The organism is Rhizobium sp. Root1334 (assembly GCF_001426665.1).
In the GTDB taxonomy this organism is placed as follows: Bacteria; Pseudomonadota; Alphaproteobacteria; order Rhizobiales; family Rhizobiaceae; genus Pararhizobium.
The window spans coordinates 1,315,011-1,336,917 of the sequence record NZ_LMEY01000001.1; the positions used below are offsets into that span (position 1 = coordinate 1,315,011).

The 21,907-nt window shown below is 60.5% G+C and carries 22 protein-coding genes and 1 pseudogene; 17 read left to right on the top strand and 6 right to left on the bottom strand.

The features are described 5' to 3' along the window. The first annotated feature begins 294 nt into the window (after window positions 1-294). The gene (locus ASD36_RS06410; protein ID WP_082511908.1) at window positions 295-810 is read left to right on the top strand and encodes an Rrf2 family transcriptional regulator; all 516 of its coding nucleotides are present in this window, start codon (window positions 295-297) and stop codon (window positions 808-810) included. Between the two features lie 138 nt (window positions 811-948). Here ASD36_RS06410 and ASD36_RS06415 read toward each other — a convergent pair whose 3' ends face one another. Continuing rightward, window positions 949-1,950 (bottom strand): porin, encoded by a 1,002-nt coding sequence (locus tag ASD36_RS06415; protein ID WP_060501140.1) that lies wholly within the window; start codon window positions 1,948-1,950, stop codon window positions 949-951. Between the two features lie 666 nt (window positions 1,951-2,616). Between ASD36_RS06415 and ASD36_RS06420 the strand changes: the two genes are divergently transcribed. From ASD36_RS06420 to ASD36_RS06450, 7 genes are all read left to right on the top strand, one after another. After that, a complete protein-coding gene (locus ASD36_RS06420; RefSeq protein ID WP_060501142.1) occupies window positions 2,617-3,753 on the top strand; it encodes a transporter substrate-binding protein in 1,137 nt (378 codons plus the stop codon). Beyond that, window positions 3,750-4,331 carry an ANTAR domain-containing protein gene (locus tag ASD36_RS06425; RefSeq protein WP_060501144.1) on the top strand — a complete coding sequence of 194 codons (582 nt, stop codon included), beginning with the start codon at window positions 3,750-3,752 and terminating at the stop codon, window positions 4,329-4,331. The genes ASD36_RS06420 and ASD36_RS06425 overlap by 4 nt, the downstream gene beginning before the upstream one ends. After that, entirely contained in the window at window positions 4,331-5,179 is an 849-nt protein-coding gene (locus tag ASD36_RS06430; RefSeq protein WP_060511997.1) for an ABC transporter permease, read from the top strand. Before ASD36_RS06425 ends, ASD36_RS06430 begins: the two co-directional genes overlap by 1 nt. 1 nt (window position 5,180) lies before the next feature. Continuing rightward, complete coding sequence (locus ASD36_RS06435; RefSeq protein WP_060501148.1) at window positions 5,181-6,101, top strand: ABC transporter permease; 921 nt, start codon at window positions 5,181-5,183, stop codon at window positions 6,099-6,101. A 30-nt stretch (window positions 6,102-6,131) separates the two neighbouring features. Further along, complete coding sequence (locus ASD36_RS06440) at window positions 6,132-7,754, top strand: ABC transporter substrate-binding protein (RefSeq protein WP_060501150.1); 1,623 nt, start codon at window positions 6,132-6,134, stop codon at window positions 7,752-7,754. Window positions 7,755-8,035: 281 nt separating this feature from the next. Then, window positions 8,036-8,980 carry an acetamidase/formamidase family protein gene (locus ASD36_RS06445; protein ID WP_060501152.1) on the top strand — a complete coding sequence of 315 codons (945 nt, stop codon included), beginning with the start codon at window positions 8,036-8,038 and terminating at the stop codon, window positions 8,978-8,980. Beyond that, the gene (locus tag ASD36_RS06450) at window positions 8,977-10,659 is read left to right on the top strand and encodes an ABC transporter ATP-binding protein (RefSeq protein WP_060501154.1); all 1,683 of its coding nucleotides are present in this window, start codon (window positions 8,977-8,979) and stop codon (window positions 10,657-10,659) included. Before ASD36_RS06445 ends, ASD36_RS06450 begins: the two co-directional genes overlap by 4 nt. A gap of 48 nt (window positions 10,660-10,707) precedes the next feature. Here ASD36_RS06450 and ASD36_RS06455 read toward each other — a convergent pair whose 3' ends face one another. Beyond that, a complete protein-coding gene (locus ASD36_RS06455; protein ID WP_347360119.1) occupies window positions 10,708-11,760 on the bottom strand; it encodes a LacI family DNA-binding transcriptional regulator in 1,053 nt (350 codons plus the stop codon). Window positions 11,761-11,866: 106 nt separating this feature from the next. On the opposite strand from ASD36_RS06455, the gene ASD36_RS06460 reads away from it, so the two are divergent. Next, window positions 11,867-12,697 carry a phytanoyl-CoA dioxygenase family protein gene (locus tag ASD36_RS06460; protein WP_060501156.1) on the top strand — a complete coding sequence of 277 codons (831 nt, stop codon included), beginning with the start codon at window positions 11,867-11,869 and terminating at the stop codon, window positions 12,695-12,697. Between the two features lie 126 nt (window positions 12,698-12,823). After that, a pseudogene (locus ASD36_RS06465) lies at window positions 12,824-14,336 on the top strand (acyl-CoA carboxylase subunit beta). A gap of 8 nt (window positions 14,337-14,344) precedes the next feature. On the opposite strand, the gene ASD36_RS06470 reads toward ASD36_RS06465, so the two are convergent. Next, window positions 14,345-14,821 carry a hypothetical protein gene (locus tag ASD36_RS06470; RefSeq protein WP_060501160.1) on the bottom strand — a complete coding sequence of 159 codons (477 nt, stop codon included), beginning with the start codon at window positions 14,819-14,821 and terminating at the stop codon, window positions 14,345-14,347. A gap of 357 nt (window positions 14,822-15,178) precedes the next feature. Here ASD36_RS06470 and yghU point away from each other — a divergent pair, with 357 nt between their 5' ends. The 5 genes from yghU to ASD36_RS06495 all read left to right on the top strand — a co-directional run bounded on the left by yghU (window position 15,179) and on the right by ASD36_RS06495 (window position 17,730). Next, entirely contained in the window at window positions 15,179-16,084 is a 906-nt protein-coding gene (gene yghU, locus ASD36_RS06475; protein WP_060512000.1) for a glutathione-dependent disulfide-bond oxidoreductase, read from the top strand. A gap of 12 nt (window positions 16,085-16,096) precedes the next feature. Continuing rightward, window positions 16,097-16,474 (top strand): hypothetical protein, encoded by a 378-nt coding sequence (locus ASD36_RS06480; RefSeq protein WP_060501164.1) that lies wholly within the window; start codon window positions 16,097-16,099, stop codon window positions 16,472-16,474. Window positions 16,475-16,478: 4 nt separating this feature from the next. Continuing rightward, the gene (locus ASD36_RS06485; protein WP_060501166.1) at window positions 16,479-16,892 is read left to right on the top strand and encodes a hypothetical protein; all 414 of its coding nucleotides are present in this window, start codon (window positions 16,479-16,481) and stop codon (window positions 16,890-16,892) included. 295 nt (window positions 16,893-17,187) lie between these two features. Next, entirely contained in the window at window positions 17,188-17,376 is a 189-nt protein-coding gene (locus ASD36_RS06490) for a hypothetical protein (RefSeq protein ID WP_060501168.1), read from the top strand. 171 nt (window positions 17,377-17,547) lie between these two features. Next, complete coding sequence (locus tag ASD36_RS06495) at window positions 17,548-17,730, top strand: hypothetical protein (RefSeq protein WP_156393809.1); 183 nt, start codon at window positions 17,548-17,550, stop codon at window positions 17,728-17,730. A 33-nt stretch (window positions 17,731-17,763) separates the two neighbouring features. On the opposite strand, the gene ASD36_RS06500 is transcribed toward ASD36_RS06495, so the two are convergent. Further along, a complete protein-coding gene (locus tag ASD36_RS06500; protein ID WP_060501172.1) occupies window positions 17,764-18,795 on the bottom strand; it encodes a hydroxyacid dehydrogenase in 1,032 nt (343 codons plus the stop codon). Between the two features lie 104 nt (window positions 18,796-18,899). Further along, a complete protein-coding gene (locus tag ASD36_RS06505) occupies window positions 18,900-19,217 on the bottom strand; it encodes a hypothetical protein (protein WP_156393810.1) in 318 nt (105 codons plus the stop codon). 140 nt (window positions 19,218-19,357) lie between these two features. On the opposite strand from ASD36_RS06505, the gene ASD36_RS06510 reads away from it, so the two are divergent. Next, window positions 19,358-19,984 (top strand): ribonuclease D, encoded by a 627-nt coding sequence (locus ASD36_RS06510; protein WP_060501176.1) that lies wholly within the window; start codon window positions 19,358-19,360, stop codon window positions 19,982-19,984. Between the two features lie 174 nt (window positions 19,985-20,158). Beyond that, window positions 20,159-21,511: a hypothetical protein gene (locus tag ASD36_RS06515; protein ID WP_156393811.1), complete on the top strand. Its 1,353-nt coding sequence runs from the start codon at window positions 20,159-20,161 to the stop codon at window positions 21,509-21,511. Here ASD36_RS06515 and ASD36_RS06520 read toward each other — a convergent pair whose 3' ends face one another. Further along, a complete protein-coding gene (locus tag ASD36_RS06520) occupies window positions 21,512-21,847 on the bottom strand; it encodes a DUF6665 family protein (protein ID WP_060501179.1) in 336 nt (111 codons plus the stop codon). Window positions 21,848-21,907: the final 60 nt, after the last annotated feature.

The following is a 21,907-nucleotide window of genomic DNA, read 5'->3' on the forward strand; positions in this document are numbered from 1 at the left end:
CACGGTTTCAGGCCGATTTTTTTGTCCGGCCGCGATACCTGAAGGCTGGCTGGCGTTTTGCGAAAAGCCATGAGAGGCACGGGTTCCCCTGCACCCAAATACAAAATTTCGCTGAGGCGGCCTCAATATGAGGAGCCCTATTGAAATCGCATTTTCCAAATCCTATCTGGGCAGCATGTCCGGTCCGTTAAGAAATCGGGACCGCGTTCTCTCGAGCGATTGGCGAGCCAATCCAGCGGGTGCAGTTGTAGTCAAGATGAAGCCTCTGGCGGTAAACCGCTGGAGAGTTTTACTATGCGTGCACTAACCATCTGGTTTTTTCAAAAGCCTGCATTAGTATGTGCTCCCATGATGGACACGCGCTTCTCTTCGGCTCTGCAAATCATTATTACAGTTGCCGTCAACGAAAGAAATAATATCCGCTCAACGAGCGATACGCTGGCAGCGAAGCTCGATGCCAAGCCCAGTCTCGTGCGCAAGCTGGCCGCACCGTTGATGCAGAAGAATATTCTTGTGTCGTCTGAAGGATATCAGGGAGGTTACCGGCTTGGCCGGTCCGCCAGCGCGATTTATCTGAGTGAAATCTATCTTGCAGTCACGCCAGACAAGAAAATATGGGGTACGCGTGAGGATATTCCAGCCGAATGCTTTGTCTCAAGCAATATGAACGAATGGTCGGCAAAGCTGAGCAAGAAAGCCGAGCAGGCCCTGCTGGGTCTTCTTGAGGAAAAATCTGTGGAGGATGCCATCTCGGAACTGGCGACCATCGATGGCGGCAAGTGTCCAGTCGGAAGGGCGATCGCGCCCTGAGGCAGAATCACATGCGGCCGTGCGGGACGGCCGGAGGGAACCGGACCGTCCCCGTCACTGATCGGAGGTCAGTCAAATCCGTGACGAACCGGTGGCTAGCCGCGCCTTCACGCGACCAGCCGGATCTTGAAGCGTAACTTAGAAGTCGCGCTGCAGACGCACGAAGCCGAACACTTCGTCATCGCCATCGTCTTCGTCGTGGTACTGGAGGCTCACCTTGGTCTTCAGGCCGTCGGTGATCTTGTAGTCGACGGTCACGCCGCCGGTCCAGGCATCACCACCACCGAAGTCGTTGCCGTTCAGGTCGATGTTGCTGAAGTACTGAACACCAGGCGTGATCGAGAACTTTTCGTTGACCTTCAGTTCGTACTGAGCGCCAACAGTCCATTCGGACTCTTCGTAGTAGTAGTTGGCGCCGGTAGCATACGCACCGTAGATGCCGAGCTGGCCTGGGCCGAGATCAGCATAGATGATCGCGCGGATAGCACCTTCTTCGCTATCGGTGTCATAACCGCCAAGCAGGTAGGCGGTGACAACGCCAACCGTACCGGAAACCTGGCCGGTGATACCGACATTGTTCGGACGCGCGGTGTCTTCCAGCTCTTCCACAGCGATACCGGCCTTGAAGGCGTCGGTTTCGTACTGGTAGCGGATGGCGTTGTGACGGGTTTCGTTGCTGGCGATCAGGTCGGTTTCGCCGCTCAAGTCGTCATCCCACCAGCTGTACTGCATACCAACGCGCAGGCCGGCGATTTCGATGTAACCCTGGTCGAGGAAGGTATTGTTGTTCGAAGAACCGGAAGAGTTGCGAGCGTTTGTACGAAGCGCAACGAGGCTGGACAGCGTGCCGAATTCGGTGTCGTTCTTTGCTTCGAACTCAAGCTGTGCGCGCGTAAAGGTATTCCAGTCAGACGAACCGGACTGATCACGGCCGAAGTCGGTCTGGAAGCGGATATAACCGCCGATCTTCAGGCAGGTTTCCGTTCCCGGAATGTAGAAGTAGCCGGTGCCGAACGCGTCGCAGACGCGGACGTATTCCGCCGGCTCAGGTTCAGCAGCAACGATAGCGTCGGCTGCAAATGCACCGTTTGCTGTGGTCAACGCCGCAGCAGAGGCAAAAAGAATAGCCTTCATAGTCATTTCGGATCCAATCAAGTTTCGATCGGGCACAGGCTTTCGTGGCTGAAAAATCAGCGTCCCCCACCCCAAATATCGATTCAAGCCCCAATGGCAGCGGCCGAAACCGCACGCCGAGATTACATAGGCCAAGAACTGTAACAATAAAAATTACAGTCATATTCTCGTCACATTGATGGTTGGGATTTTGAGTGTTGCCGAAACGCAACGCCCTGATGCACAGGATCGTGAGTACCCTCACTACCTTAGATGCACGCACGACCACTCCACAAACCCTGGTGGGTGTGACCGGTAACATTTAGAGCTTTCAGGTAGTGACCATTCGGCGAAACCGCAAGTAGGACGCCCTGACGTTTTCGTGAAGGCCGTCAAAACACCGCAATGCGCACGAATCTTGCGGGCCAACGGAGTGGCACGCAGCATTATGATACTGCAGGCTCAACACCGTCCCATAAGGCCGCCTCAGAACGAATCACTTCGCCATTTCCATTCGAGGCCCCCGGCTCCAACGAATCGCGCTTGACACAGATACGGTGCCCGTATTTTAATCTTGCCAACGGATTAAGCACTTCCTTGACATGACCTCATGGTCGACGGGCAGTTTGGCCCCACGATGCTCCCATCACAGATGGGTTCTGCGTCGTGGGGTTTTTGGTTTTTGGCGGATCAATGAACAACGCGGTAAAAATAGGCATCCTTTATTCCACGACCGGCCCCTATGCCGAGATCGGACGCGACGCACGTGACGGTGCCGACTTTGCCATCGAAGAGGTCCGCGCGCTCCATGGCAACGCCATCAAGCCGGTTGTCATCGATCCCCATGCCGATATCACCGCTTACCTCGAAGGTGCGCGCGCAATGCTGCGCGATCACGGTTGCCGCCACATCATCGGAACCATCACCTCGCTCGCCCGCAAGGAGGTCATTCCTCTTGTCGAAAAACATGACGGTCTGCTCTGGTACATGTGCCCTTACGAGGGCTTCGAAGCCAATGACAATGTCATCTATACCGGCGGCTGTCCCAACCAGCACCTCTTGCCGCTGTTCGATTACCTGATCCCGCGCTTCGGCCGCCGTCCCTATCTCGTTGGCGCCAATTACGTCTGGGGCTGGGAAATGAACCGGCTGGCCCGCGAGCTGATCGAGGATGCTGGCGGCGAGGTGCTTGGCGAACGGTACCTGCCGCTGGAGGAGACTGCCGTCGAGCGCATCGTGCTGGATATCGAGCAGCGCCGGCCAAGCTTCATCCTGAATAATTTCATCGGACCGTCGAGCTACGCCTTTCTCGCCGCCATCCGCGCGCTTGGCGCCCGCAACCCGGCCTTCCTCCCGGAAAATTGCCCGGTCGTCAGCTGTGACCTGCAGGAAAGCGAAATTCCCCATATCGGTCTCGGTGTTGCCACCGGCCAGCTTTGCGCGGCCGCCTATTTCGATACGGTCGCAACGCCTGAAAATGCCGGCTTCAAGGCCCAGGTGGCAGCCAAACTTGGCAGCCAGCGGCGTATTTCGAGCGTTTTCGCCAGCGCCTATGCCTCAGTCAAGCTTTGCGCAGAGGCGATCCTTGCTGCCGGCACGGATGACCCAACCGCCGTCGCACGTCAATTGTCGGCCGCACCTCTGCCAACCGTTCTCGGGCCGATCCTGATCAATCCCGATACCCGTCATGCGGCACTGCCCTTCCATCTCGGCCGGATCAATGATGAAGGCGGCTTCGATATCATCGCCTCACAGCCGGCCATCGCCGCTGATCCTTATCTGACGAACCGCCGCAGCCGGATGCCGTCGCCTTTGAGGATCGTGTCATGAGGGAAACACCGAATTTCACCGGCTGGCGTGCCACCATCCTGCACCGGGAAGACAACACGACCGAACGGCTGACACGCCAACTGAAGCTCATCGGCTTTCAGGTGACGGTCCAGTGGCAGCCACTCGACGCCACCGACCTGCCGGATGTCGTGCTTGTCGATGCCGACCAGGGCTGGGACGGCCTGTTGCCGTGGAACGGCGGCAGTGCACCCTGCCCGTTGGTGGCACTGCTCGGCTCGGAAGCACCCGGCCGCATCGCCTGGGCGATGGAGCAGGGTGTCGGTGCCATCATTGCAAAACCACTGGCTTCCTCCGCCGTCTACCCTGCCCTGGTCATGGCACTCGGCATTCACCGCGAGCGCAAGGCGGTCATCGACAGGATGAACCATCTGGAAGAGCGCGTCCGTCTGCGGCCGCTGGTTCATGCCGCCGTCGAGCGCATCATTGCGGTGCGCAAGGTCAATGAGGAGCTCGCCTATACCATCCTGCGCAATTGCGCGATGCAGCGGCGGATGCCGATGGAGCAGGTTGCGGCCTCCATCCTCGGTGGCGCCGAGCCCCTGCCGGAGGCCGGTTGATGCGCATTCTGAAAAGCATGATCCGCCAGCCGTCAGCGCTGTTCGGCCTGGCCGTCGTTGCCCTCGTCGTCTTCATGGCGGTCGCAGCGCCGCTGATTGCGCCTTACAATCCCGATGAGCAGATGTTTGACGGCCTGACGCTGGAAGGCGCTCCGCTGCCGCCCAGCGCCCAGTTCCTGCTCGGCACCGACACGCTCGGCCGTGACCTGTTCTCACGCCTTCTTTATGGTGCCCGCACATCGCTGATCATCGGCCTCGTTGCCAACGGAATCGCGGTTGCGATAGGCCTCCTGATCGGCATCCTCTCCGGTTACATGCGCGGCCTTTTTGGCAATGCGCTGATGCGCTTCACCGATCTGATGATGGCGTTCCCGGCGCTGCTTCTGGCGATCGTGCTTGCAGCCCTTCTGCGCCCCAGCCTCTGGATCGTCGCCATGGTGATCGCACTGGTCAACTGGGTGCAGGTGGCGCGCATCGTCTATACCGAAACCCGCGGCCTGGTGGAGCGTGACTTCATCCTGGCAGAGCGCTCGCTCGGCGCTGGTCATGCCCGCATCCTGTTTCATCATATCCTGCCGCATCTGATGCCGACGGCAATCGTCTGGGGCACGCTCGGCATCGCCACGACCGTGCTTCTCGAAGCGACGCTCTCCTTCCTTGGCATCGGCGTGCAGCCGCCCACGCCCTCCTGGGGCAATATCATCTTCGAAAGCCAGAGCTATTTCCAGGCCGCCCCCTGGCTGGTGTTCATTCCCGGCGCCGTCATCCTGTTGACTGCACTGTCCTTCAACCTGGTGGGCGATGCGCTGCGCGATATCCTCGACCCCACCCAGCGCGGGAGGGGCTGAGATGATTTTCCTGATCCTGCGACGGCTCGTCCAGACGGCACTGATCCTGTTCGGTGTCGCGGCCATCACCTTCCTGCTGCTCTACGCCCTGCCTGCCGATCCTGCCCGGATGATCGCCGGCCGCAGTGCCACGGCGCAGACGGTTGCCAACATCCGCCACGAACTCGGCCTCGATCAGCCGTTGCTTGCGCAATTCTGGAATTATCTGGTGGCCCTCACCGAGGGCAATCTCGGGCGTTCCTATGCACAGAAGACCGATGTCGGCGCGCTGATCGCGGCCCGGCTTCCGGCCACCCTGATCCTGATGGCGGCGGGTATCTTCGTCGAAGTTGCGCTTGGGCTCATTCTCGGCGTGATCGCTGCGGTCCGCCGCGGCGGCCCGGTCGATCGGCTGGTGATGATGGCCTCCTTCGTCGGCGTGTCGGCACCGCAATTCGTCGCCGCCCTTCTGCTTCTCTATGTCTTTGCGGTCACGCTCGCCTGGTTCCCGATGAGCGGCTTCGGCACGTTTGCCCATGTCGTGTTGCCCGCCACCACGCTCGGCATTCTCGGCGCCGGCTGGTACGCCCGCATGGTGCGCTCGGCCATGATCGACGTGCTTAATCAGGATTACGTTCGCACCGCCCGCGCCAAGGGGCTGTCGTCCGTCCGGATCGTCTTTCGCCATGCGCTGCCCAATGCGCTTCTCCCTGTGATCGCGATGATCGGCATCGATATCGGCCAGTTCATGAGCGGCGTGGTCGTGGTCGAGGCCGTCTACGGCTGGCCGGGCATCGGCCAGCTCGCCTGGCAGGCGATCCAGCAGGTCGATATCCCGATCATCATGGGCGTGACGCTGGTTTCGGCGCTTGCCATCGTCATCGGCAATCTCGTCGCCGACCTGATCGCGCCACTCATCGATCCGCGCATTCGTGCGCGCTAACCATCAGCAACCAAAAAGGGGAACTCAAAAATGTTCAAACGCTGGCTTAGACACTCGACAATCGCAATGGCGCTTGCCTTCACGCCGCTGCCTGCCTTCGCGCAGGATGCCATCAAGCAGGGTGGCGATGTCGTCATCACCTACAAGGACGATATCGCCACGCTCGATCCGGCCGTCGGTTATGACTGGGTCAACTGGTCGATGATCAAGAGCCTCTATTCGCGCCTGATGGATTATACGCCCGGCACGCCGGACCTGATCCCGTCGCTCGCCGAGAGCTTTACCGTTTCGCCCGACGGGCTCACCTATACATTCAAGCTGCGCAAGGGCGTAAAATTCACCAACGGCCGCGAACTGGTGGCCTCCGACGTCAAATATTCGATCGAGCGTGCCATCGATCCGAAGACGCAAGGCCCCGGCGCCGGCTTCTTCGGCGCCATCAAGGGGTTTGATGCCGTCAGCGGCGGCACGTCGCCGACGCTTGAAGGGATCGCAACGCCGGATGATTCGACCGTGATCTTCACTCTGTCGCGTCCCGACGCCACCTTCCTGCATGTGCTCGCCATCAACTTCGCCTCCGTCGTGCCGAAGGAAGCCGTCGAAGCAGCAGCCGGTGATTTCGGCAAGAAGCCGGTCGGTTCGGGCACCTTCGTCTTGAAGGAATGGACCGTCGGCCAGCGTCTCGTGTTCGAGCGCAACCCGGATTATTTCGTCAAAGATATGCCGCATATCGACAAGTTCACCGTCGAAGTCGGCCAGGAGCCGCTGGTGGCGCTGCTGCGCCTGCAGAAGGGTGAGGTCGATATCGCCGGCGACGGCGTTCCGCCAGCCAAGTTCCTTGAAATCAAGAACTCGCCGGAAGGTGCAGAGATCATTGTCGATGGCGCGCAGTTGCACACCGGCTATATCACGCTCAACACCAAAGTGGCCCCGTTCGACAATGTGAAGGTCCGCCAGGCCCTCAACATGGCCATCAACAAGGAGCGCATCACCCGCATCCTCAACGGCCGCGCCACCGCCGCCAACCAGCCGCTGCCGCCACTGATGCCGGGTTATGACAAGACCTTCACCGGCTATGCCTTCGACGTCGAGAAAGCCAAGGCGCTGCTCGCCGAGGCTGGCTTCCCGGATGGTTTTGAGACCGTGCTCTACTCGACCAACACCGATCCGCAGCCGCGCATCGCCCAGGCGATCCAGCAGGATCTCGCCGCGATCGGCGTCAAGGCCGAGGTTCGCGCCCTGGCACAGGCCAACGTGATCGCCGCTGGCGGTACTGAGGGCGAAGCACCGATGATCTGGTCGGGCGGCATGGCCTGGATCGCCGACTTCCCGGATCCGTCCAACTTCTACGGCCCGATTCTTGGTTGCTCCGGCGCGGTTCAGGGCGGCTGGAACTGGTCCTGGTATTGCAACAAGGATCTCGATGCTCGCGCGATTGCCGCCGATTCGATGTCGGACCCGGCCAAGGCCGCCGAGCGTCAGGCCGAATGGGGCAAGATCTTCACCGATATCATGGCGGATGCGCCGTGGATCCCGGTCACCAACGAACGCCGCGTCGTTGCCAAGTCGCCCCGCATGGGCGGTGACGGCGACATCTACGTCGATCCGACCCGCGTCATCAACTACGACGCGATCTTCGTGAAGGACGAGTAAGACAGCGATTACGGCTCCGGTGAATTGCCCGGAGCCGTAATCGTCAGGGGCGCACAAGGATGCAGCCTCTTCTCCCCAACGGGGAGAAGTGCCGAGCGAAGGCGAGGCGATGAGGGGGCGGCGCGGCACATTACGAGTGCTTGGCCCCCTCATCCGGCCCTTTGGGCCACCTTCTCCCCGATGGGGAGAAGAGAGGGGCATGCCGCTCCTGCCAACCGAGAATAACGATATGCGAGCACGTCAGTGATTCGATGGGCCGCGCTTCTAAGGGAGAACAACCAATGTGCGTCGCCTGCACCCATACCATTCACCGCGCCCAGCACAATTTCGGCTGGAACAGGGATTTCAAGCCGGCTGTCGTCGCCAAGCCCGGTGAGACCATCCATTTCGAATGCCTGGATTCCTCCGGCGGCCAGCTGGGTGCCGGATCGACGCTCGAAACCTTGGCAGCACTCGATTTCAACAAGATCAATCCCGTCACCGGCCCGGTCTATGTCGAAGGTGCAAAACCCGGCGATGCCTTGAAGGTGACGATCCGCCGCTTCATTCCGTCCGGTGTCGGCTGGACCGCCAACATTCCGGGCTTCGGCCTGCTCGCGGACCAGTTCAAGGAGCCGGCCCTGCATATGTGGTCCTACGATCCGCACAGCATGGCGCCGTCGCTTTACGGTCCCGGTGGCAAGGTGCCGCTGAAGCCCTTTGCCGGAACGATCGGCGTCGCGCCAGCCGAGCCCGGCCTTCATTCCGTCGTGCCGCCGCGCCGCGTCGGTGGCAATCTCGATATCCGCGACCTGACCTCGGGCGTGACGCTCTATCTGCCGGTCGAGGTTGACGGCGCGCTGTTTTCGATCGGCGACACCCACGCCGCGCAAGGCGATGGCGAAGTCTGCGGCACCGCCATCGAAAGCCAGATGGAGGTTGAGGCGACGATCGAGCTGGTCAAGGATGCGCGTCTGCAAAGTCCACGCTTCACCACCACTGAGCCCGTCACCCGCCATCTCGATGGCATGGGCTATGAAGTCACCACCGGCATCGGCCCGGACCTGATGACCGGTGCCCGCGAGGCGCTGATGCGGATGATCGACCTGCTCGGCTCCGAACACGGCATGAACCCCGTCGATGCCTACATGCTCTGCTCGGTCTGCGGTGATCTCCGGATCAGCGAAATCGTCGATATGCCCAACTGGGTCGTCTCCTTCTATTTCCCAAGGATCGTGTTCGCGTGACATCTGCTGCCCCCGTTTCCCCATCCGTCCTCACCGTCGACAAGCTCTGCGTCGATGCCCGCACGCCGGAAGGCCGCAGGCGGGTTCTCGATGATGTCAGTTTCGATCTGAAGCTGGGGGAAACGCTCTGCATCGCCGGTGAAAGCGGTTCAGGAAAATCGGTGACGTCGCTGGCCATCATGGGGCTCCTGCCGAAGGCGTCGTTGCAGTTCGCCTCCGGCAGCATCGCGCTTCAAGGCCGCGAACTCTCGCGTCTGTCCAACAGCGCGATGCGCAGTGTCCGCGGCGGTGATGTCGCCATGGTGTTTCAGGAGCCGATGACCTCGCTCAATCCGGTGATGACCATAGGCGCACAGCTGACCGAGGCCATTCGCGAACATCAAGGATCGGACGGCGGCAGCGCCGATGCGGTGGCGCTGCGCATGCTTGATGCCGTGCATATGACCGATCCGGCAAGACGGCTGAAACAATATCCGCACGAACTATCAGGCGGCATGCGCCAGCGCGTGATGATCGCCATGGCGCTCTCCTGCCGTCCGAAAGTACTGATCGCCGACGAACCGACGACGGCACTCGACGTGACGGTCCAGGCGCAGATCCTCAAGCTGATGGACGAGCTGAAGCGGGAATTCGGCGCCTCGATCATTCTCATCACCCACGACATGGGCGTCGTCGCCCAGATGGCCGACCGCGTCGTCATCATGCAGAGCGGCCGGATCATCGAACAGGGTGGCGCGTTGCCGATCTTCAATGCACCAACGCAGCCCTACACCCGCGACCTGCTGGCCGCCGTCCCCCGGCTCGGCGCGCATGCCGGCACAGACGGGCCGCCGCGTATCAGCCCCGTGGTGGCTGAGACGCCTATGCTGGATCGCGCGCCGGTGCTCACCGTGCGCGGGCTGGACGTCACCTATGGCAAGGCAACCGGCTGGCTTTCAGGCAAGAAGCCACCCGCATCCGCCGTCAGCGAGGTCTCCTTCGATATCCTGCCTGGCCAGACGCTCGGCCTCGTCGGCGAAAGCGGCTCTGGAAAATCCACCACCGGCAAGGCGGTGCTCGGCCTGATCCCGTTTACCGGCGATGTCGTCATCGACGGCCAGAATATCGGCGGCCTCAGCCAGCGCCAGATGCGGCCGGTGCGGCGCAGCGCCCAGATGATCTTTCAGGATCCTTACGCCTCGCTTGATCCGCGCATGGCGGTCGGTGCCGCGATTGCCGAACCGCTGATCATCCACGGCCTGGCCAACAAGGGCGAACGCGACGACCGCGTCGCCGAGTTGCTGCGGCGGGTCGGCCTGCAGCCGGATGCCGCCAGCCGCTATCCGCATGAATTTTCCGGCGGCCAGCGCCAGCGCATCTGCATCGCCCGAGCGCTGACGCTCGGCCCGAAACTCATCGTCGCCGACGAGAGCGTGGCCGCCCTCGACGTTTCCGTGCGTGCCCGCGTGCTCGACCTGATGCTGGAACTGCAGGAAACGATGGGGCTTGCCTATCTCCTGATCTCGCACGACATGGCGGTAATCGAGCGCATGTCCCACAATGTCGCGGTCATGCGCGCCGGCCGCATCGTCGAAATGGGATCGCGCCGGTCGGTCTTCGAAAACCCGGCCGATCCCTATACCCGCGCCCTGATGGCCGCCGTGCCAATCCCAGATCCGGCATTGCGGCAGGTCGCGTGACGCGACTGCCAAACAACCACTTCCGTAGCCGGATAAACAACAACGCCGCTACGGGAGGACCGCGAGGGAATCACGTTCGATCAGGTTGCAATCCATCTTGGTCAGCGGATAACCGTCCTTGCCGGATGTCCGGCGCTTGCCAAGCTCGGAGATCGCCCAGGCGCCCATCGCCCGGTGTGGCAGGATCAGGGTGGTGAGCTGCGGCCGCAGATGGCGGCAGAGTTCGTCATCGTCATAGCCGATCACCGAGACATCCTGCGGGATCCTGAGGCCTGCGTCGCGCAGCGCGTTGTAGCAGCCGGATGCCATCTTGTCGTTCTGGCAGAAGAAGGCGGTCGGCCGATCCTTTAGCGCGAGAAACCGCTGCGTCGCCTCAAAACCCGAGGTCGGTGACCAGTTGCCTTCGCCGACCAGATCCGCATCATAGGCGATACCGGCCTTGGCCAGCGCTTTCCTGTAGCCCTTCAGCCGGTCTTGCGCCGCTTGCATGAACGGTTCCCCGACAATGGTGGCAATGCGGCGATGGCCGAGCCGGATCAGCGTCTCGGTCGCAGCAAAGCCACCGGCAGTTTCATCAGGAATAACGCTGGGGAAACGGCTTTCCGGCGCGTAGCAATTCAAAAGCACGACAGGGATTTGAAGGTTCTCGAGAAAAGAAGGCGGCGCCACCTGCCGGGTAAAGATCGTCATGTAGATCAGCCCTTCGATGCCACTGCGCAGCATCGCCTCCACTGCCTTTTCCTCGCGCTCCGGATTGCCCATCGTCTGGGCAACCAGAATGGTCGCCCCCTCGTCCCAGCAGGCCTGCCGCGCGCCTTCGATCGCATTGACCGATTCCGGCGTCGTCGCCAGCTGATCGCAGAGGAATCCGATGGTGCCACTCCCCAGATTGCCCAGCACCGGCCGATGGATCAGCGACGATGCGCCATAGCCCAGCGTCCGGGCCGCCTCGATGACCTTGCCGCGTGTCTCCGCCGAAATGGTCACGCCGGTCGCATTGTTGAGAACGAACGACACCGTCGCCTGCGAGCATCCCGCCAGCCGTGCAACATCGGTCATCGTCACGCGGCGCGGCGGCTTCTCATGTTTGGTTTTTTTCAAGACTGCATTCCCCGGCTGTGAGGGAAACCTATCTTATTTATTCTCATAAGCATATTGACTAATAATTATTAGTTACATTAGGCTTGAGCATCGGAGGAGAACGATCATGAACGCACCGGCACGATTTGACCTGCAGGACAACCTCAACGCTCTGAAGGAGGACGGCATCACCGGCCTCAAGGGCGCTTTTGCGCCCGAATGGGCCGACGCGATGCGACAGGATATGATGACCGCCTTCTGGTCGGCCATCCAGCGGCCCGGCGGCGCAGTCGGCCGAGGTCCCCGGCGCTGGTATGTGGAAATCCATCCGCAGGATTTTGGCGGGTTCGTCGATCTGATTATGCATCCCTGGGTCATCGCCATGTGCGAGGCAGCGCTCGGTCCGGACTACCAGATCGTCGAAATCGGTCTGGACGTGCCGTTCGAAGGCGCGAAATACCAGCCATGGCACCGCGACTTTCCCTCGCCGGAAGACACCTATGTGGACCGCCGCATCACCTCGCTCGCCTTCAACCTGACCGGCGTCGATGTCACGCCCGACATGGGGCCGTTCGAGGTAGCGCCCGGCACGCAGTATGACGACGGCCGCGGCTGGAAGCACGAGATGTTTCCCGACAAGGCGCTCTGGGGCCGCTTTCAGGACCGCGCCACCCGCAAGTTCCCGCAGCGCGGCGACATTTCCTGCCGCTCGGCCCTGACGGTTCACCGCGGCACCGAACACCTGTCGCCGATTGCCCGGCCGGTCATGGTGCTTGGGGTCGATGCACCCGGTGCCGGTCATGCCGAACTGCACGACATGATGGTGACGCAGGATTATTTCGATGCACTGCCGGAAAAGGCAAAAAAGCACCTCGTCTGCCGCGTCGTGGACGAACTGGTGCCGATCAGCCAGAAGCATGACATCGAAGGCCTGGTAATGGGTGCCGATCCCGCCTGACGCAGACCTTCAGCGCACCCCGCCTCCGGCTCGTCCTTTTGGCCAAGCAAGCCCCGCCTGCACGATCGGAGATTTCCTTCGATCGTGTTTCCGGCTAAGCAGGAGACGAGCAAGACGGGAGGAAGCATGCGCACTATCATCGAAAGCGTGGAAGCGCGCCGCGCCGAGGCGCGTCTTGGCGGCGGACAGAAGCGCATCGATGCCCAGCATGCCAAGGGCAAGCTGACGGCGCGCGAGCGCATCGAAGTGCTGCTCGACGAGGGCTCGTTTGAAGAATACGACATGTATGTCACCCACCGCGCCGTCGATTTCGGCATGGCCGAGCAGAAGGTGGCGGGCGATGGCGATCAACGGCCGCCAAACTTACGTCTTTTCCCAGGATTTCACCGTGCTTGGCGGCTCGTTGTCCGAGACCCACGCCCAGAAGATTTGCAAGATCATGGACATGGCGGTGCGCAACGGCGCGCCGGTCATCGGCCTCAACGATTCCGGCGGCGCCCGCATCCAGGAAGGCGTCGCCTCGCTTGCCGGTTATGCCGAAGTGTTCGGCCGCAATGCCGAAGCGTCCGGCGTCATCCCGCAGATTTCCGTCATCATGGGTCCCTGCGCCGGTGGTGCCGTCTATTCGCCGGCCATGACCGACTTCATCTTCATGGTGCGCGACTCATCCTACATGTTCGTCACCGGACCGGATGTGGTGAAAACCGTCACCAACGAGATCGTCACCGCTGAAGAACTTGGTGGCGCCGGCACCCACACGAAGAAATCCTCGGTCGCCGATGCGGCCTATGAAAACGATATCGAAACACTGGAACAGGTCCGGCTGCTGTTTGATTTCCTGCCGCTGAACAACCGCGAAAAGCCGCCGGTCCGCCCCTTCCATGACGATCCAGCCCGCCTCGAAAACCGGCTGGACACGCTGATCCCCGACAGTTCGGCCAAACCCTACGACATGAAGGAGCTCATTCATGCGATCGCCGATGAAGGCGATTTCTTCGAGCTGCAGGAGGCCTTTGCCAGGAACATCATCACCGGCTTCATCCGGCTGGAAGGTGAGAGCGTCGGCGTCGTCGCCAACCAGCCGATGGTGCTGGCCGGCTGCCTGGATATCGACAGTTCCCGCAAGGCAGCCCGTTTCGTCCGCTTCTGCGATGCCTTCTCGATCCCGATCCTGACGCTGGTCGACGTTCCCGGCTTCCTGCCCGGCGTGGCGCAGGAATATGGCGGCGTCATCAAGCATGGCGCCAAGCTTCTGTTCGCCTACAGCCAGGCAACCGTGCCGATGGTGACCTTGATCACGCGAAAAGCCTATGGCGGCGCCTATGACGTGATGGCATCGAAACATATCGGCGCCGACATCAACTATGCCTGGCCGACCGCCGAAATCGCCGTGATGGGCGCAAAAGGGGCCACTGAAATCCTCTACCGCTCCGAGCTTGGCGACGCCGACAAGATCGCCGCCCGGACGAAGGAATACGAGGAACGCTTCGCCAACCCCTTCGTCGCCGCCGAACGCGGCTTCATCGACGAGGTCATCATGCCCCACTCGTCGCGCCGCCGCATCGCAAGGGCGTTTGCTTCACTCAGGGGCAAACGCAAAGAGCAGCTGTGGCGCAAGCACGATACGATCCCGTTGTGAGAAACTAATTATGGCAATTTTCCTTCGAGATCCTCAAGTTGCTGGCGCCACCAGTAAGTGGCCTCTCTGGTCAATTGAATGCCGTCAGCATCTAGTCGTTCGAAATAAAGCCCCTCTTCGTCTAGCGATACGCCGAACTCGAAGGTTTTGAGTATACTGTTCCGCTCAAGCTCAATGAACTCCCAAAATATCCAGTTGTCACGGCGATTGTCCTTCCACCCATTCCATTTTCGGAGAACTTCCTCGTGATGCCTTTGCGAGACTTTCGCGTCCATTTTATCCAGCACATGACCAACAATTCGAAGACAGGAAACTAAATACACCCAATGCATTCGCCATTCCGGATACTCATCGCCAATGTCTGAATTTTGAAGTGTGAAGTTCATGCTGATGCATTCAGAGAACGGCTCCCAAGCTCGTAGAGTACGCTTCTGACAGGCTTTGACGAACAGGTCGCTTTGAGCAGGAATGTATGTGCTTCTCATGCTTTCTCCGGCATGGGTTACAAAACCCAGAGTTTAAAGGCAATAACTGCGTGCAATACTGGATTTACGAAAATTACCCTAAAAAATACGCATGCCTACACGAATACCGATGCGGCATGTGCAACAGTGGAGCCGGGCTCAATGGAAGTAACGCCCCTGAGAATGGTCATTGGCATGGCCCCTATTCCGATAGATCCGCAGCTGCGACCATCGCAAAAGCCATACCAATGATAGCCTATCGCGAATGCAAATTATGCGCCCCTTGAACTCGGAGGAATCATAGTGCGCTCGCACTTCTCACGTGTTTGAAGTGCTCTTCTCTCCGCACATGCCGCTCACTTACTAAGGACCACGCCCATGACCGAAAAATCCCCCGCCAACAATCTTCCAGCAGGCTACGAAGTCCCGAAAGTCTGGACCTGGGACAAGGCCAATGGCGGCGCGTTTGCCAGCATCAACCGGCCGATCGCCGGGCCGACGCATGACAAGGTGCTGCCGGTCGGAAAACATCCGCTGCAGCTCTATTCGCTCGGCACGCCGAATGGCGTCAAGGTGACGATCATGCTCGAGGAACTGCTGGCGGCAGGGCACAAGGGTGCGGAATATGATGCCTGGCTGATCAAGATCGGCGATGGCGACCAGTTCGGTTCTGGCTTCGTCGGCGTCAATCCGAATTCGAAGATCCCGGCATTGATGGACCATGCGCCAAAGGACGGCGGCGCTCCGGTGCGCACCTTCGAATCCGCCTCGATCATGGTTTATCTCGCCGAAAAATTCGGCGCATTCCTGCCCACTGATCTGCGCACCCGCACCGAGACATTCAACTGGCTGTTCTGGCAGATGGGCTCCGCCCCGTTCCTCGGTGGCGGTTTTGGCCATTTCTATGCCTATGCGCCGATGCACATCCAGTATGCGATCGATCGCTATGCCATGGAGGTGAAGCGCCAGCTCGACGTGCTCGACCGGCATCTGGCCGACAACCAATTCATGGCAGGCTCCGAGTACACGATTGCCGACATGGCCATCTGGCCGTGGTACGGTAATCTGGCACTCGGCCAGGCCTATGGCGATGCCGGCACCTTCCTCGATGTGCAGAGCTACAAGAACGTCCAGCGCTGGACGGCCGAAATTGCGGCCCGCCCGGCGGTCAAGCGCGGCCGCATGGTCAACCGCACGAGCGGCGATCCATCCGAACAATTGCATGAACGCCACGATGCCTCCGACTTCGATACGAAGACGCAGGACAAGATTGTAAAGGCGTAAGGAGAGACTAGCATGGCTAAACGGCCCGAGATGACAAAACACAGGGGCTTTCCCTCCGGCATGCCGGGCCATGGTCATCACTTCACCATCCGGCGGGCAAACGAGAAGGGGGTAACTCCGCTCAAGGCGCTGCAGCGCCTCGCTCGCCCCAATTCGATCGAGCAGAAGGTCGATGCCGCCTTCCTGCACGCGCTCTGGCACCATTTTGGCACCGAACCGTTCGAGCGCGGCAATCTGGACGCCGGACGGTTGAACCTCTTGTTCGGCCGCGAAGTGGTTCCCGCCGAAGACCCGTTCGACGCGGCGTCCTACGAAGCCTTGTTACGGATCGACGAGCGTGTCGGCCGCAAGAATTTCCCGGAAGCTTTCGAAGACGTGTTCGAGGTATGATGCAATGGCCAAGACCCCTGAAATGCCCAAGCATCGCGGCTTTCCAGCCGGAATGCTCGGCACCCAGTGGCAGTTCACCCTGCGCCGGGCGAATTCCAAGGTTACGCCCCTGAGCGCCTGGCCGCGGCACCGGACCATGGATCAGACGGTTGGACTTGCCGATATCGAATTCGTCCAAGCCCTCTTTCAATATTTCGGCACGGCGCCGTTCCAGCGTGGCAATCTCGATGGCGAACGGCTGTGCCGCCTGTTCGGCAGGGAATTGCTGCCGGCGGAACGCGGTTTTGACCCGGCCTCGTATGAGGCACTGCTGAAGTTGAACGTGCCTCTCGCCCGCAAGAATTTCCCGCAGGCTTTCGAGGAAGAAAAAAAGGATGCGGGCGCGGCGCGCGTCAACGGGAAATCGCGAGGCGATTAGCGTCAGAAAGCCGTTGAAGGTGGGGCCGCGGGATAAAGAAACGGCTGATGCGGCCGCAACGCTCGAAGAGTTGATGTTTTTATGGCGCGCTGTTCTCGACCTCTTGGAAGAGAGGTTGTGAAATGTGGGGCAACACCTACCCCCAATAAGTCATCGCTGAAAAATTCTGCTTTCGATTTCAAGGAAATGACGCATTCTGTCTTCGCGCTCAGCTGATTCGCCTCATGTGCCTGCGTCCAGGCCGAATTGAGAGCCGAACGACAACGCTAAATGATTTAGCCGGGGGGCAGGCGCAATGCAGAAGCGCGACGACGTCGAAAACTGGGCAGTTTACAGGGCACAACAAATTCTGATGCGCGAGGGCATGGACCTCGCCCTCTCGGCACGCGATTTCGATAGCGGCACGGTGAGGGCCAAAGGCAAGCTGCTTGCCATGGCGATCGCCGCCTCTCTGGTGGAAGCGTCCGCCGCCCGGGCGGATTGAGCCCAACACGCAACCCTTCGGAAACCATATTATTACCCGGCTTCACTGCGGGGTTTCCACCCCCTAAATCTGGGAATTGTCAGCGCCCGCGCCGGCTCTAGACTGTTGCTTCAAACTAGGTGTGTTTCGAGCGATGGGGGTGAAGCGATGTCGTTTCTGTCGGACATGGCCTTGAATCAAACTGATATCGAAGTGGTCTGCGGCGCGCTGGAAGAATGGTGCGAGGAGACCCACACGGTGCTCGACAGCGACAATGGCCGCGATGCTGCCACGGTGATGCTTGGCCTCTACAAGACCGGTCATGAAACCAAGGGGTCGATCCTCGAAGCGATGCGCCGGGTCAACGGCGCGTAACGCCGGGCGACTTGCCGGCTGCAATCACCACGTTCAGTTGACGCTGACGGGCTTGGAGCGCATGCGCGAGACCGTCTCGCGCTCCGCCCGCTTGCAGCGCATCGGCGGCAGGTTGCGATCCATCAGGTCCATGTCCTCCAGCACCATGTCGCCCATCTTCTTGAAGGCGCTGTCGAGCGCGCCTGCCCGGTGGGCGGAGCGCAGGAAGCCTTTGAGGCTGCGGACGGGATGGTCAAGCGGCAAAGGCTCGTCGGGATAGACATCGCTCGCCGCCACGATATGGCCGCTTGCAACCGCCGCCATCAGCGCGTCGAAGTCGACAACATTGGCGCGGCTCAGCAGGATGAAGGCAGCACCCGGCCGCATGCTCGCAAAAGCCTTAGCGCCGAGGAAATGCTGGTTCTCGCTGGTGACCGCCGCAACGACGAAAATGAAATCGCTCTTTGTCAGCACATCCTCAAGGCTCGACGGCATGACGCCGTTGTCGATGAGGATCGAGGCGGGCATCCAGGGATCGTAGACGCGGGTATTGGTGCGGAACCCGGAGAGCACGCGGTTCAACGCCTTGCCAAGATCGCCGAAGCCGATAATGCCGACATCGGCGCCAGACAAGAGCCGCGCCTTTGCATTGCCTTCGCCACCCCAGAGTTCACGGCCTTCGCGGAAATCCACGTCGGCATCGACAATGCCGCGGGCAATATTCAGCGCCATGGCAAGCCCCATCTCGGCGACCGGCTCGGCAAACACCTGCCCCGTCGTCACCACATGGATGCCGCGGGCAAACAGCAGCTCATAGGGCATGTTGTTGATCAGGTTGCTCTCGACATTGAGAATGCAACGAAGATTTGGCATGCGCTCCAGCGTTTCGGCGCTGAGCGGCGGCTGACCGATAATATAGCGGGCTTCGCCGAGAACATCGTCACCCAGTCCGGCGATATCTTCGGGATCAGCTTCGATGATGCGGTACTTGGCTTTCAGCTGCTCCAGCGCTGCAGGCGTAAAGATCAGATCAAGCGTGCGCGGTTCCGGCGCGCAGATGGCCAGGGGCCGTTGCGTTTCAGGCATGATAGCATCTCCCTCGCCAGGCATGGGAAAGGCCCGGCATTCCTCTTGGCCGAAGTTGTATTGATCAACGGTCAATTTGCAAGGCGGCTGGACAGGAGGCCTGCCTAATAATCAAGGCCGCGCAGCTGGCGTTCGATCGAGCGGGGCGTGCCGGGAGACTGGAACACCGGACCGTCGCCCTGGCGGCAATTGTTGACGGTCCTGTAGCGTGGCGCGAAAGTGGGGTAGCCATCGCGCTTGATGACGGTCTGCTCACAGTAGATCCGCTTGGCATCGAAAGCCTCCTCCGGCGTCTTCACACCGGGCAGATCGGTATAGACCTGAGCAAGCTGCACCGGCGCTGTGGACAGTGGCGCAGCGATAGCCGGGATGCCGGACAGAAGCAGCGAGGCGGAGAGAAAAACAGTCTGCAGGGTCAACATCACCATTCCAACCGATGCCCGATGAGCGCCATAGGTCTCCTGCGGGCGTGAGGAGACGGTATCGTTTCCAGAGAAGTTACGCTATAGCCAACGACCTGAACCAAAGTGCTGCACCTTGTCCGGCTGATGTGGGGTTTTCCATGGCAAATACAATACGGCTTCACGAAGGCGACATTTCAGTTGAAGACGCCGCCCGCTACAAGGGCGCGATCGCCATCGATACAGAAACGCTCGGCCTCATCCCGCGTCGCGACCGGCTCTGCGTCGTGCAGCTTTCGCCTGGCGACGGTTCCGCCGACGTCATCCGGATCGCCAAGGGCCAGACGCAGGCACCGAATCTTGTGGCCATGCTGGAAGACCCGTCCCGCCAGAAGATCTTCCACTTCGGCCGCTTCGATATCGCCGTGTTGTTCCATACGTTCGGCGTCACCACGACGCCGGTGTTCTGCACCAAGATCGCCTCGCGGCTGACCCGGACCTACACCGACCGGCACGGCCTGAAGGACAATCTGAAGGAACTGCTTGAGGTTGACATTTCCAAGCAGCAGCAGTCGTCCGACTGGGCCGCCGAAAAACTTTCGCAGGCACAGCTGGAATATGCCGCATCCGACGTGCTGCATCTGCATGCCCTGCGCGACAAGCTGACGGCACGCCTGATCCGCGATGGCCGCGCCGAACATGCAGACGCCTGCTTCGCCTTCCTGCCGACACGCTCCAAGCTCGATTTGATGGGCTGGGAGGAAACCGACATTTTCGCGCACAGCTGATCCTGCTATCCGGCAGCCTCAACCCACGACCGCAGCCGCGTGGGGCGTCCCGGCGCCGGCGTCGAAGGTTGACACCATCCTAATATAACGACCACGAAAATAGGTTAATCAGACATTAATGGTTGCCGGTTACTGTTCAACGATATCCCACGTTGCAGACCGCGCGGAGCAGCCATGATTACGCCTCTTCAATCCAGTGCCGGAACAGTTAGCACCACTTTGATGCAGTCGATGATCGACCAGGCGGAAGAGAGGCGCGTCGAGGACGAAAAGAAGGCGCGCAAGGAAACCAAAGAGGACGATATCCTCAAGGCGCGCATTTCGGCGAGCAAGAGCCATGCGGCGCTCAACGACAAGGTCAACGCCCATTTCTTCGGCGCCTTGAAGAGCGACGACAATCCGATGGCGGAATTGATTTCGCGCTTTCTCAACGTCTTGGGTGTGAGCCGGGACGAAGGCGAAACCGACACGGATTTCGGTACACGCGTTGGCGATACGCTGGCGCTGGTTTCGATGATCGGCAAAAGAGAAGCGAACGGAGGTATTCCCGGTCAACCGCGCGAGGTCACGCTGGCCCGGTTTCGGGTCTCGGTCGATGATATCGATGCCGTGCTGAACGGCACCGCAGAACAGCCGACCGAAATGACGAAGATGGCGGCCCGCTTCGTGACCCGCTATGGGCTCACGCAAAACGAGGGCGAAGACGACAAGGCCTACAGCAAGCGCATCGGCGAGGCGATGGCCGACGTGCGCAAGCCGATGCCAGCCAGCATCGAGGAACTCGAAAAGAAGACAGGTCTTCGGGATCTGGGCTTGACCGCCGCTCAGATGGTGGAAGCCATCAAGAACCCTCACGGGACTCAGGCGAAAGCCATCCAGGAAATTCTGGACGATACCGCACGCACCGACGGCACGTCGACCGAGGATACGCAGGTCGCGATCCAACGGTTGGAAGATATAGCCGATCCGAAATCCATCGAAGAACTGAAGCTGGAACGGACCCACCAGCCGGACCCGACCCGGGTCGAGAACGCCGAAACGCGCAAGGAGCGCGAAGAGGATATTCGCAAACTGGAAGCAGGTGAGAAGCTCGAGGACGTCCAGGATGTTCAGGACACGATCGAAAAGGTCAATGACGCCGTTCTCAATGCCCCCGGCTCAACCGGTGCGCCGACCGGAGAAGGCCAGCCTGCTGCAGAGGCTGTCACAGCGGGCGATCTGCTTTTGACTTTGGCAGCGGGCGCCGAAATCGCGCAGATAGAAGAACAGGCGGAAACCACTGCAGCCAGCAACAGCACGGCTGGGCGGATCGATACAATCGATACGGAAGCGGGAACGACGGACACGTCCGAGGAAGCCAAGGAAGAGGCTGACGCGGCCGTTCTGCTCGCCCGGGCCGGTCCCGGAGACGCAGCAGCACCGGTCGGAGAGGATGCGGAAGCGAACGGCATTCTACCCGTCAGCCTGGACGAAAACGGGATTTATGAAATCCTCAAGCGCCAGGCCGAAGGGGCGAAGGCCGCCTGATTACGGCTTGCGTCTGACAATACCGAGGCGCGCCATCACTTCCTTCGGGATGCCATATCGCTGAACGGCATCGCGGTTTGAGCGCAGGCCACAGATTTCGCGCTGGATGAAGAACGCCCAGACGACATCGGCGGCATCGTTCAGCAACTGTTCCCGCTGCTCCGGCGCCGTTTGAGGATCGCTGAGTACGCTCAAGGCGGCGATCGCCTTTTCCACTTTCAACCCATGCCGGCCGAGCGCATCGGCCCGCTCCGACATCAGCTCGTATTCGAGCAGATTGAGGCCGGTATCCTTGCTGAAGGATGGCGACAGGGATTGCGGCGGACGAACCGTCATCGTCAGGACTCCACAGGTAGACCTAACCCAAGATGGAGCGCCGCTGGCTACCAGGCAATG

What these genes read in the sequence shown, in the direction of transcription:
- ASD36_RS06410 (WP_082511908.1), top strand. Translation starts at nt 295, where the DNA reads ATGCGTGCACTAACCATCTGGTTTTTTCAAAAGCCTGCATTAGTATGT.
- ASD36_RS06415 (WP_060501140.1), bottom strand. Translation starts at nt 1,950, where the DNA reads ATGACTATGAAGGCTATTCTTTTTGCCTCTGCTGCGGCGTTGACCACA.
- ASD36_RS06420 (WP_060501142.1), top strand. Translation starts at nt 2,617, where the DNA reads ATGAACAACGCGGTAAAAATAGGCATCCTTTATTCCACGACCGGCCCC.
- ASD36_RS06425 (WP_060501144.1), top strand. Translation starts at nt 3,750, where the DNA reads ATGAGGGAAACACCGAATTTCACCGGCTGGCGTGCCACCATCCTGCAC.
- ASD36_RS06430 (WP_060511997.1), top strand. Translation starts at nt 4,331, where the DNA reads ATGCGCATTCTGAAAAGCATGATCCGCCAGCCGTCAGCGCTGTTCGGC.
- ASD36_RS06435 (WP_060501148.1), top strand. Translation starts at nt 5,181, where the DNA reads ATGATTTTCCTGATCCTGCGACGGCTCGTCCAGACGGCACTGATCCTG.
- ASD36_RS06440 (WP_060501150.1), top strand. Translation starts at nt 6,132, where the DNA reads ATGTTCAAACGCTGGCTTAGACACTCGACAATCGCAATGGCGCTTGCC.
- ASD36_RS06445 (WP_060501152.1), top strand. Translation starts at nt 8,036, where the DNA reads ATGTGCGTCGCCTGCACCCATACCATTCACCGCGCCCAGCACAATTTC.
- ASD36_RS06460 (WP_060501156.1), top strand. Translation starts at nt 11,867, where the DNA reads ATGAACGCACCGGCACGATTTGACCTGCAGGACAACCTCAACGCTCTG.
- ASD36_RS06470 (WP_060501160.1), bottom strand. Translation starts at nt 14,821, where the DNA reads ATGAGAAGCACATACATTCCTGCTCAAAGCGACCTGTTCGTCAAAGCC.
- yghU (WP_060512000.1), top strand. Translation starts at nt 15,179, where the DNA reads ATGACCGAAAAATCCCCCGCCAACAATCTTCCAGCAGGCTACGAAGTC.
- ASD36_RS06480 (WP_060501164.1), top strand. Translation starts at nt 16,097, where the DNA reads ATGGCTAAACGGCCCGAGATGACAAAACACAGGGGCTTTCCCTCCGGC.
- ASD36_RS06485 (WP_060501166.1), top strand. Translation starts at nt 16,479, where the DNA reads ATGGCCAAGACCCCTGAAATGCCCAAGCATCGCGGCTTTCCAGCCGGA.
- ASD36_RS06490 (WP_060501168.1), top strand. Translation starts at nt 17,188, where the DNA reads ATGCAGAAGCGCGACGACGTCGAAAACTGGGCAGTTTACAGGGCACAA.
- ASD36_RS06500 (WP_060501172.1), bottom strand. Translation starts at nt 18,795, where the DNA reads ATGCCTGAAACGCAACGGCCCCTGGCCATCTGCGCGCCGGAACCGCGC.
- ASD36_RS06505 (WP_156393810.1), bottom strand. Translation starts at nt 19,217, where the DNA reads ATGTTGACCCTGCAGACTGTTTTTCTCTCCGCCTCGCTGCTTCTGTCC.
- ASD36_RS06510 (WP_060501176.1), top strand. Translation starts at nt 19,358, where the DNA reads ATGGCAAATACAATACGGCTTCACGAAGGCGACATTTCAGTTGAAGAC.
- ASD36_RS06515 (WP_156393811.1), top strand. Translation starts at nt 20,159, where the DNA reads ATGATTACGCCTCTTCAATCCAGTGCCGGAACAGTTAGCACCACTTTG.
- ASD36_RS06520 (WP_060501179.1), bottom strand. Translation starts at nt 21,847, where the DNA reads ATGACGGTTCGTCCGCCGCAATCCCTGTCGCCATCCTTCAGCAAGGAT.